The 10,071-nt window shown below is 50.4% G+C and carries 9 protein-coding genes; 6 read left to right on the plus strand and 3 right to left on the minus strand.

The window, feature by feature from the left end; genetic code table 11:
• The first annotated feature begins 417 nt into the window (after nucleotides 1-417).
• Nucleotides 418-558 (plus strand): hypothetical protein, encoded by a 141-nt coding sequence (locus AC0QH1_RS22925; protein WP_324633688.1) that lies wholly within the window; start codon nucleotides 418-420, stop codon nucleotides 556-558.
• A 41-nt stretch (nucleotides 559-599) separates the two neighbouring features.
• On the opposite strand, the gene AC0QH1_RS22930 is transcribed toward AC0QH1_RS22925, so the two are convergent.
• Nucleotides 600-2,408: an FAD-dependent oxidoreductase gene (locus AC0QH1_RS22930; RefSeq protein WP_324633697.1), complete on the minus strand. Its 1,809-nt coding sequence runs from the start codon at nucleotides 2,406-2,408 to the stop codon at nucleotides 600-602.
• A gap of 234 nt (nucleotides 2,409-2,642) precedes the next feature.
• Between AC0QH1_RS22930 and AC0QH1_RS22935 the strand changes: the two genes are divergently transcribed.
• The 5 genes from AC0QH1_RS22935 to AC0QH1_RS22955 all read left to right on the plus strand — a co-directional run bounded on the left by AC0QH1_RS22935 (nucleotide 2,643) and on the right by AC0QH1_RS22955 (nucleotide 7,442).
• Entirely contained in the window at nucleotides 2,643-3,362 is a 720-nt protein-coding gene (locus AC0QH1_RS22935) for a Uma2 family endonuclease (RefSeq protein WP_324633690.1), read from the plus strand.
• 97 nt (nucleotides 3,363-3,459) lie between these two features.
• Entirely contained in the window at nucleotides 3,460-3,690 is a 231-nt protein-coding gene (locus tag AC0QH1_RS22940; RefSeq protein WP_324633691.1) for a DUF2281 domain-containing protein, read from the plus strand.
• The gene (locus AC0QH1_RS22945; protein WP_324633692.1) at nucleotides 3,687-4,073 is read left to right on the plus strand and encodes a type II toxin-antitoxin system VapC family toxin; all 387 of its coding nucleotides are present in this window, start codon (nucleotides 3,687-3,689) and stop codon (nucleotides 4,071-4,073) included. The genes AC0QH1_RS22940 and AC0QH1_RS22945 overlap by 4 nt, the downstream gene beginning before the upstream one ends.
• Nucleotides 4,074-4,606: 533 nt before the next feature.
• The gene (locus AC0QH1_RS22950) at nucleotides 4,607-6,238 is read left to right on the plus strand and encodes a phospholipase D-like domain-containing protein (RefSeq protein WP_324633693.1); all 1,632 of its coding nucleotides are present in this window, start codon (nucleotides 4,607-4,609) and stop codon (nucleotides 6,236-6,238) included.
• A 142-nt stretch (nucleotides 6,239-6,380) separates the two neighbouring features.
• Complete coding sequence (locus tag AC0QH1_RS22955) at nucleotides 6,381-7,442, plus strand: zinc-dependent dehydrogenase (RefSeq protein WP_324633694.1); 1,062 nt, start codon at nucleotides 6,381-6,383, stop codon at nucleotides 7,440-7,442.
• A 94-nt stretch (nucleotides 7,443-7,536) separates the two neighbouring features.
• On the opposite strand, the gene AC0QH1_RS22960 is transcribed toward AC0QH1_RS22955, so the two are convergent.
• Entirely contained in the window at nucleotides 7,537-8,295 is a 759-nt protein-coding gene (locus tag AC0QH1_RS22960; protein WP_442957357.1) for a DUF6816 family protein, read from the minus strand.
• Nucleotides 8,296-8,649: 354 nt separating this feature from the next.
• Nucleotides 8,650-9,627: an L-histidine N(alpha)-methyltransferase gene (locus tag AC0QH1_RS22965; RefSeq protein ID WP_324633696.1), complete on the minus strand. Its 978-nt coding sequence runs from the start codon at nucleotides 9,625-9,627 to the stop codon at nucleotides 8,650-8,652.
• Nucleotides 9,628-10,071 lie beyond the last annotated feature (444 nt).

The following is a 10,071-nucleotide window of genomic DNA, read 5'->3' on the forward strand; positions in this document are numbered from 1 at the left end:
GTCTTCTGGTCAGGTGAGCTTGGGAAAATAAAGTCTTACCAAGCCCCTCCCTTTAGGGATGGGGTTCCTGACTGTTGACTCGTGCTGGGTCTTGTTAATTGTAATGAGGGACACCTGGGTGCCACCGAACTAGGGTATCGATCCCCAGACAATTTAACACAGCACGACACTACTACCGTTTGTGCCTTCTCCACCCAGAGTACCCAGTCTTTCAAGACTTTTGACAGCCTCTAAAACTTTCAACTCCCTGGTGGATCCACCTAGGTTGGAAGTGCGTGCCCATCCCCGTTCGCGAATCGCGGTAACAATTTATCTTTTTATAGATTTTGCTAATATTATATCCTGGGAAAATAATCTTGGCAAGACATATTCCGGAAAATTTCAACGGTTTGGGGCGAGTGTGATGGCGATCGCCCGGTGGTTCTAGCAGACGAACCGGATGTAGCGCCACAAGGGAGCGATCGCCCCCTTGGCGGTTGCCCCAAAACTGAAGCGCCACAGCAGGCGATCGCTCCACCGGATCCAAGCCAAAGCGGCAACGCCTTGCATCTGAGCTAGCAATTTCCCCTGCTTTGCTGCAACAGATTCTCAGCAAACCCTTACTTCGGGGTCTGGCACTCCATCCAGTCTACCCGAATCCAATTCCCAGAGCGATTCAGACCACCTCGCAGGGTTAAGCAATCTCCTTCCACCGCCTTTTCTAATTGTTGGTTCACCGTGGGTTGCACAGTCACTAGGGTCCAAACTTGACTGGCCATTTCTGGGGGATAACTCAGGGCGATCGCGTACTCGCCGTCTCCCTGACGCCGCAAACTCCCCCCAAATCGGTCATTTGTCACTGGTCCAGAGTCCTTGGTCCGTGGAGGAAGTGGAAGGATTCGATTGCTCCCAGGGCGATCGCCGGTCACCGGATAAGCCCCGGGATTTTCCAAATACTCCCATTGCCCCTCCAGCCACTCGGGGTCATCCGGCGTCAGATTAAACAGCGGAACCACCGCCGCCGGGGCCACCGGATCTTGCAATAACGCCGCTTGCAGCACCGGGACGGGCAAATCCCGGGGCTGACAACCCCTTTCCACACACAGCGCAGCAGCCATTCCCGCCGCTTGAGCGATTCCCATCACCACCGGTTGCAACCGCGTCGCACCATTGGCAATATGAGACACCGAAATATTTTTTTCGCAGACTAACAGCCCATCCACCTCTCGCGGCACCAAACAGCCATAAGGAATCGTAAACGGGGTCCCCGTCCAGCGTCCGCCCCAGCGAATTGACTTCGGTTCGAGCTCAAACGCAGTGGAAAACTTGTCATTACAAGGGTAATGATGGTCATTCGCATAATTGCCAAACGCCACTGCATCGCAAATTCCTTCAGCATTCACCGACAACCGCGCCACCCGTCCCCCACTTACGGGTAAAATATCCCATTCCGTTACCGTCTTCACTCCTTGCAGGCGACGACTTTCGCGAAAATAAGGATGTAAGGCAAAAGCACTGTTTGAATGGGGAAACATATCCGCCGCCAAACCGTAGCGCCGCCCAAATTCCGTCTGAATAAAACGGGCAAAACTTTGCGAATGCCATTGAGCTTCTTGCAGAAATTGCAACCGTGCGGTTTCCGAGTCCACCAGTCGCCCCACTCCTTCGCCGTAGTCATTGCCGGCGATCGGCCAATTCAGCGTTAAGCGATCGCCCGGTAATCTGCAGTAATTGAGAAAGCTTTCCGGTCCATACTTCTCCCAAGCGCCCACAAATTGCTGCGGATTGTCCCCCGGAGGCGCGGGAATTTCCGGCGCAACCGCACCTTCACCATAATCCTGCATCACCACCACCCAAGTGGGAGACTGCACCGGATAGGTTTTGGTGAACTCCGTGGGCTGACAAGGGGCACTCGGTTCGTTCCACTCCGCTTGCAATTCCCACCCCCAGCGAAACGGAACCTCCCCTAGGGCCAGTAAATCTCCCAACTCCGTCCCATCGAGAACCACCTGTGCCCGCACGATAAAGTCCGGAAAGCGCACCCCAACGATGGCATCGCCCTCCCGCAACACCGCCACCGGCACCTGTCGCGCAATCCACTGCAAATTCGGCAACTCCTTCACCCAATTCGCAAAAATTTCCGCCCCCACGCGCGGCTCAAACGTAAAAAAACTCACCCAACCATTATCGAGACCGCCGATTTGTCGCCGTTCCAATTCTCGCAGAAATGCTCCCCACAAGCCGGTTTGAAATGCCGCCAGTTCGTTGCCATCCGGCGCAGATACCCCCGCCGAAGTCAGCATCCCCCCCAACCAGGGAAATTCACTCACAATAATCGTTTTCGCTCCTCGTCTCGCCGCTTGAATCGCCGCCGCCGTTCCACCCGTACCCCCACCGACAATTACAATATCCGCTTGCAGTTCTTTCATCACCATTTAACAGTAATCTGCCTCAAATAAAAAGATAAAAATTATGTTTTAATGCCTTTTACACTCGGTTACAGCATCGAGCATTAGACCGCCTATGGCGAGGCGATTACTCCCAAAAAATCAATCTAAAAACTAAATTTTACCTTCCTTATAAATCAGTCATAACTAACAAAACTATGGAACTAAACGAGTCAAATTGCTATGATCGGAAAAACAATATGGAGGTTAGGGGTCATGTCAGATTCCCCCATTGTATTTTCAGACCAGCCAGATATCGCATTACCTCCCACTCAAGACGAACTTCCCAGCGATGATGGGGTGCCAATGGAAACACTGCGATACAAATTGCAAATGGATTTGCTGGTTGACCCACTGTGGACCTGGTTGCAAGACCGGGATGCGTTTGTGGGAGGGAATATGTTTGTTTACTATAGCACCGCTCAAGTGCGCGATCGCGATTTTAAAGGGCCAGATGTGTTTGTGGTTCTCGACGTTCCCCGAGGCGAACGCAAAAGTTGGGTGCTGTGGGAGGAAGGGAAAGCACCAGATGTGGTCATCGAACTGCTATCCCAAAGTACCGCACAACGGGACAAAACCGAGAAAAAGCAGATTTATCAAAATTGCCTGCGGGTGACGGAGTATTTTTGGTACGACCCGTTTAATCCCGATGACTGGGCTGGTTTTGTGTTGCAACGCGGCACTTACACCCCCTTGCAACTCGACGATTCCGGACGTTTGGTAAGTCAGGAATTGGGCTTAAGCCTCTTGCGCTGGTCCGGTCAGTACAAAGATGCAAACGCGGTGTGGTTGCGATGGGCAACTTTAAACGGTGAATTATTGCCTACGGAAGGGGAGTTAGCAGCGCAAGCGCGACAGCGTGCTGAATCAGAGCGACAGCGTGCCGATCGCTTGGCAGAACGGTTGCGGGCAATGGGCGTAGAGCTTGACGAATGAGGTAAAATATGGTAATTGCGCTTTGGGGAGGAGGGCGATCTCAATGCTATCCTAACACTCAAATCGCCGATTTCAACCACTATTTGTAGAGGTCAATATGTCTTTTCCAACTCGAGAAGAAATCATGCAAGCTGCGATGGAGAAATTGCAACAACTCCCTTATCGCCAACAGCAGGAAGCACTAGACTACCTGGAGTTTTTAGCCCAGAAATATGGCGCGAAAAAATCCACCAAGCCTCGCATTGCGGGATTACATAAAGGTATGGGATGGATTAGCGATGATTTCAACGATCCGATTCCGCCCGAATACTGGAGCGAGAAATCATGAGAGTTCTGTTAGATACCCACACCTTTATTTGGTGGAGTCTCACCCCAGAAAAGCTCTCAACCTCCGCTAGTAGCTTGTTAGCGGACCCCAACACTGAATTAATCTTAAGTGTCGCCAGTGTATGGGAAATGCAAATCAAACTACAACTGGGAAAATTGAATCTGAGTTTGCCCTTGCGCGAACTGATTGAAAACCAACAGCAGACTAATAATTTAGAACTGCTACCCATTGACGTGAGTCATGTATGGGTGCTGGAGAATTTGCCCAGGCCCCACAAGGATCCGTTTGACCGGATTATTATTGCCCAGGCGACGGTAGAGCAGATATCCATTCTGAGTGTGGATGCGGTATTTGATGAATATCCCATCAATCGAGTTTGGTAATCAAACGGGCTGGTTTTTTTAATAGTTGCCCCGGTTTGTTGCCACTGTTGTTTGTCATTTCGGGTGAATTAAAGAACGATGTTATTGTATAAAATGCTTTCTGCTTTTTTAGGGTGACTTTTTTGATGGGTGGATTCTGCGATCGCTTGTTTGCGGCTGGGGTGGTACCTGCTGACGAACCAGCATTTCTGATAGCAGAGATTGTTGCTCATCACGGGTGAGAGTGTTTTAGCGAGATGTTGAGATTGGGGGATATCGATGAAAATCCTATCCTGTTAGGGTACCTGCCAGTTATTTGACCGAGTGACCCGCGATCGCAGGGGGTAGAGACGCGATTAATCGCGTCTCTACGGGGAGGATTACCCGCCAATCTGCAACCCGAAGTCTGCATCGCCGACAGAAAGTGACCCTGCGCCCCCACTGACCCTCGCTACGCTTGTCCAGAGTAACAGTCCTTGCTATAATTGCCAATATCCCAATTGGGACTTGCAAATCGTTGAATTGCCATAAATTTCCGCTTGGAGATAACAGCTATGTTGGTGGTGCGTCGTTATTTCTGGATACTGATTGTTCTGGGAATCCTGCTGGCGTTTTTAATTAGCCAGAAAAGCCCGTTGAGGGTGGAAAGAATCGCCCGCGATCGCCTTCCCCCATTACCGCAACATCCGCAAATCCAAGCGTACTTTAACCACAACCCCGCGAACCACTACACCGAACCTTACCGCAACATTGCCCGCAACGGCGATAACCTGGAACAACTTCTAATTGACAACATCCAAAACGCCCAACACTCGGTTGACATCGCCATTCAAGAACTGCGACTCCCGAAACTTGCGCGGGCGATCGCCGAACGTTACCAAGCCGGTGTTTCCGTGCGAGTTATCCTCGAACATGACTATAACCGTCCCTGGAGTGATTATAGCCCTCAAGAAGTGCGCCTGCTGGACGATCGCCAACGCGCCCGCTACGAAGAAGGAGTGCGTCTCATCGACAGCGACGCTTCGGGGGTGATGAGTGCGACAGAAATCGCCCAAAACGATGCACTGGTGATTCTCCGCAACGCCCAAGTTCCCGTAATCGACGACACCGCCGACGGTTCTAAAGGAAGTGGTTTAATGCACCATAAATTTGTGCTAATCGACGACGAGACCCTCATCACCGGTTCGGCGAACTTCACCCTTTCCGGAATGTATGGCGATTTGAATCAACCCGAGAGTCGCGGAAACCCCAACCACCTCCTCCGCATCCAAAACCGTCAACTCGCCCGGTTGTTTCGGGAAGAATTCAACCTCATGTGGGGGGATGGGGTTGGCGGAAAGCCCGATAGTCGCTTTGGTTTAAGCAAACCCTCTCGCCCGCTACAAGATATCCGGTTAGGCGATGCGCGGATTTCGGTCAAGTTTTCCCCCACTTCTCCCACCCTTCCCTGGGAACAGAGTACCAATAGCACAATTGCCAGCGCCCTCGATCGCGCGAGAAACAGCGTGGATTTAGCCCTTTTTGTCTTTTCCGAGCAAGCGATCGCCGATCGCCTGAGTACACGTGAGAAGCCGGGTGTAAAAGTGCGCGCTTTGATTGACAGCGGTTTTGCCTTTCGTTACTACTCCGAGGGCTTAGATATGTTAGGGGTCGCCCTCGCCGACAATCAATGTCGCTATGAAGTGGATAACCAACCGTGGGAACCGCCCATTTCCACCGTGGGAGTTCCGCGACTTCTCCCCGGGGATATCTTACATCACAAGTTTGGCTTAGTGGACGATCGCCTGATTATCACGGGGTCGCACAACTGGTCAAATGTGGCCAATGTCGGGAATGATGAAACCTTGCTTATCATCGAAAATCCGATTGTCTCCGCACACTTTCGCCGGGAATTCGATCGCCTCTACGCCACCGCTGAACTGGGTCTTCCCCCGCACATCGCGCAAAAGATTCGCCAACAAGAAGCGCAATGTGCTAAAATAATTCATCGCAGCAGCGAACTGCCGGAAGTTGTAAATCTGAATACGGCGACTTTAGAACAGTTAGAAACCCTACCCAGAGTAGGTGAGGTGTTGGGAGAACGGATTATTGAGGCGCGTCCCTTTGATTCGGTGGAGGATGTGACCCGAGTGAAAGGAATTGGCGAAAAAACGGTGGAACAATGGGGCGATCGCGTGAAGTTTTAAGCCCAAAATAACCGACTATGTGCAGAGAAATCCTCTGTATTTTCCTTTTCTCGCCATCCAGTTTGGTAAAATACATGGCAGATTGCGATCGCCTTATGGCGCGATCGCAAACATCAACTATCCGGGAGTGGCATAAACCAACATGAAAGCGCAAGTTTTTAGAGGCGTCAACCAACTCAGTTACGAAGACATCTCCATCCCCGAAATCGGTGCTGATGAAGTATTGGTGCAGGTGCGAGTTGTGGGATTGTGTCAGTCTGACATCAAAAAAATTCGCTATCCGCTCTACGAACCACCGCGAATTTTCGGACATGAAACCGCCGGGGTTATTTCTGCGATCGGCGAAGCGGTTACCGATTGGCAAGTAGGACAGCGGGTGGTGGTGATGCACCACATTCCCTGCATGCGCTGCGCCTACTGCTTGAACGAAAATTTCTCCATGTGCGACACTTATAAACGCATCACCACCACCGCCGGATTCGTCCCCAGTGGCGGGGGATTTGCCGAATATGTGAAAGTGCCGGGACATATCGTCAGGAATGGGGGATTGATTCCGATTCCCGATTCCGTCACTTTTGAGCAAGCGAGTTTTGTAGAACCCACCAACTGCTGCTTAAAAGCGGTGAAAAAGGCGAAGGTAGAACCGGGACAAACCGTGTTGATTACCGGCGCAGGACCGATTGGGTTGATGTTCGCAATGCTGGTGAAGTATTTCGGCGCGCGGGCGATCGCCACTGACTTGATACCCGCCCGCATCGAGAAAGCGTTAAACGTAGGCGCAGAAGCTGCTTTTGACGCCCGCGATCCGGATTTATCAGCAAAAATTAAGGCGCTTACTGGGGGGATGGGGGTGGATATCTGCCTGCTAGCCGTTCCCAGCGAGAAAGCATTTTTTCAAGGGCTAGACTGCACCCGAAAAGGGGGGAAAATACTCTTTTTTGCCGAGTTTCCCGATGAAGTCGAAATTCCGATTAATCCCAATATTTTATATCGGCGCGAACTGGATTTAATGGGGAGTTATAGTTCGTCCTATCGGTTGCAGGCATTAGCCGCCGATATTGTGTTTAATCGCAGAATAGATGTGGATAAACTGGTGAGCGATCGCTATCCCCTCAAAGAGTTAACCGCTGCAGTAGAACGCGCCGTTCAACCGACTCCAGAAACTTACAAAATTTTGCTCTACCCAGAGAACGGTAAAGAGTAGAAACCGGGTTTGCAGACCCATTGAGAGGCGAGGAATAAATTAGGAAAAAGGGGGGCGATCGCATCTGTCCCTCTTTTCCCTAACTTTCGATAACTTATTCTTCTTGTTCCACCGGGGAAAGTTCTAATTTATACTCATAAAGCGCCACTGGTTTGCCCCCCGCTTCAAAGTAATCTGGGTCTTGGGGAGATAAATAAATGGCGGTGACTTGATTGCCTTCGATCGCGTTGAGAGGGGGCTGAACTCGCTGGTATTCGGTAGTGGTTTCCACTTCGTTGAAGTAAATTTGCGGTTCTTTGCGAAACACCTGCTGGGTGATTTCTGTGGCCACAAATTCATCGGGGGAGGGCATTTCGCTGCCTCGGGCGGTGACGATGGAAACCAGTTGGCGATCGCCGCGCAGTTGGGTAATTTGGCGGTTGGGATTGGTGGGATCGACTTTGACCGAGAGGACTTTGCGATCGCCCAAATATGCCTTAGCGATATTCAAGCCATTAAATTCGCGATCGGCTACCACTGGGGCTTTTTGCGCCGATACCAATCCTTGTTGCGCCTGCATTGGGACGAGGAGTTTTCCGGGCGACTGTTCCTCGGCGAAACGCACTTGAAAGGAAATGGGTTTCTCCAAATAGCGCTTATTTTTTTCAAACCCCGGGGTGAGAATATCGGGAGCCAAAGGAGCCACCTGAGTTTTCAAGGTGCTGGTTACTTCCCAAGTGCCTTCCATCCAGTCGGGATAGACTAAATCGCCCTGGACCAATTGCACTGGGGGTTTGCTTTGCCAGTCGGGAAATCGTTCTAAGCGATCGCTGAGCGGTCCGGCGATCGCACCGGTTGTCCCCCACAGCACCATTACCAGAATTAGGCCAATCCACCCGACAATCCACCTTACTTGAGAGACAGAGCGCAATAGCTGGCTTAAGTGATGTTTGAGCATTTTTCCCCTAAAAAAGAATCGCGACCCATCCTCCGATCCCCCCATTGTATCCGGCAAGGCATTGAGTTGAAAACTTTTTTCCTAAACTCAAGCAGTATCGAGTCATTGCAACCCGTTATGACAAGCGCGATCGCGAACGTTCTCAGTGGGATTTGCGTAACTGCATCAGTGATTTGGCCGATCTCAATTTTAGCTTATTTAGCACTGACGCCGATCGGAGTATGAAGCACTATCTGTAGGATGGGCAACTCGTTGCCCACCCTACTACGACTACGACTTTTGAAAAAGATGAGCAGCCATCCGATTGGAACTATCAAAGAAAACATCAATGGGTTGATATCCTGCCGAACCGATAAGTTTTTTAAACACCTCCACTGGGTATTTGAATGAACTCAACGTATGAAATTTTTGTCCTTCTTCAATCTCTACAATGTGTCCATTGAGGTGGATTTTTTGGGGTTGGGTTGCACTCAGAACGTGTTTGAGGTCGTAAGTAGTCGGTTCCCATTCTGGCTGATAACGAAATGCCTCAGGTATCATCCCCGGTGTATCCACATCACGATGCAGCCGAAACATGATGTTCTCCATCATAAGCGCCATTCCTTTGTTATGGTAAGCCTTCATCAAGGAGACTTCATCTTGATTAGCATCGTGAACGATAAGCAGATAATGGTTTTCCCGGGCTAGTTTCCCGATCTGAGAGATAAAACTCGGGACTTCCTCTTGCCTCATATTGGCAATGGTGCTGCCTTTAAAAAAAATCACTTGCTTTTCTGCGTCGGGTAGACTGTCGAGTTTAGTAAAGTCTTGCTGAGTACCCCGCACCGAAAGATGAGGCAGTTCAGAACGAATGACTTTAAGACCTTTGTCCAAAAAGTCTTGGGAAATGTCAATGCCCACATACCCGCTTAAGTTCGGACAAACGCGGAGCAAAGGTAAGGTTTTCAGGCGCAAACTTTGTTCGCTGCCTGGGCCTAATTCAATAAAAGTGGCGTTAGACCCGATAAGAGAGGCAATCAGATGTCCTTTGTTCTGGAAAAGTTCGGCTTCATATTTGTACAGGTAATATTCCTCCTCATTTTCAAGCATTTCGTTATATAAAATTCCCCCTCGAACCGGGTCAGTGGCATCTCGAGGAGTTCCGTAGAGGTATGGCCACAAATTGCCACTAACTTGACCGAGAAAAAATTCTATCGCATCTTTTTCGAGTTGATTAATAACTTTTTTGTCCCCAGTTTCGTTTGTCACAATTGTCCTCCAAGAAGATTGAGTAGACCGTACCGAATATCAACAGGTAGAACCTTACCGAGCGAAATCACCATCCACTCGACTCTATCGGGAAAGGATAAACGGATTCCCTATCCATCCGGTGCTGCGTCAGTGAGAGACAGCAAAATGCCCCAGACCACATCACTAGCCACAAGGAAGTGGTGGTTAAGCAAGCAATCTGACACCCATTGCCCTACCCTTTCGGGAAGTTAATTTCCCTCTAGGGATCCGGCAACGCTTACGGGGACTCGTTTAATCCTTACGTTGAGCAGTAAGATTCTGTCGCAACATAGCAGTGACGTACTCCCGACGCCGACCACTTAGGCGGTACGGCGCGGGCTTCTGGGCCCAGACCTTTGAGATCTGGGTTTCGCGTTTTTGAGTGAGGCGACCCCTCGGATATGATGGGGTATCATATCCTCG

It is taken from the genome of Phormidium sp. CCY1219 (genome assembly GCF_055795085.1).

Coding starts and splice junctions, on each gene's coding strand:
- AC0QH1_RS22930 (WP_324633697.1), bottom strand. CDS start 2,408: ATGAAAGAACTGCAAGCGGATATTGTAATTGTCGGTGGGGGTACGGGT.
- AC0QH1_RS22935 (WP_324633690.1), top strand. CDS start 2,643: ATGTCAGATTCCCCCATTGTATTTTCAGACCAGCCAGATATCGCATTA.
- AC0QH1_RS22940 (WP_324633691.1), top strand. CDS start 3,460: ATGTCTTTTCCAACTCGAGAAGAAATCATGCAAGCTGCGATGGAGAAA.
- AC0QH1_RS22945 (WP_324633692.1), top strand. CDS start 3,687: ATGAGAGTTCTGTTAGATACCCACACCTTTATTTGGTGGAGTCTCACC.
- AC0QH1_RS22950 (WP_324633693.1), top strand. CDS start 4,607: ATGTTGGTGGTGCGTCGTTATTTCTGGATACTGATTGTTCTGGGAATC.
- AC0QH1_RS22955 (WP_324633694.1), top strand. CDS start 6,381: ATGAAAGCGCAAGTTTTTAGAGGCGTCAACCAACTCAGTTACGAAGAC.
- AC0QH1_RS22960 (WP_442957357.1), bottom strand. CDS start 8,295: ATGGTGCTGTGGGGGACAACCGGTGCGATCGCCGGACCGCTCAGCGAT.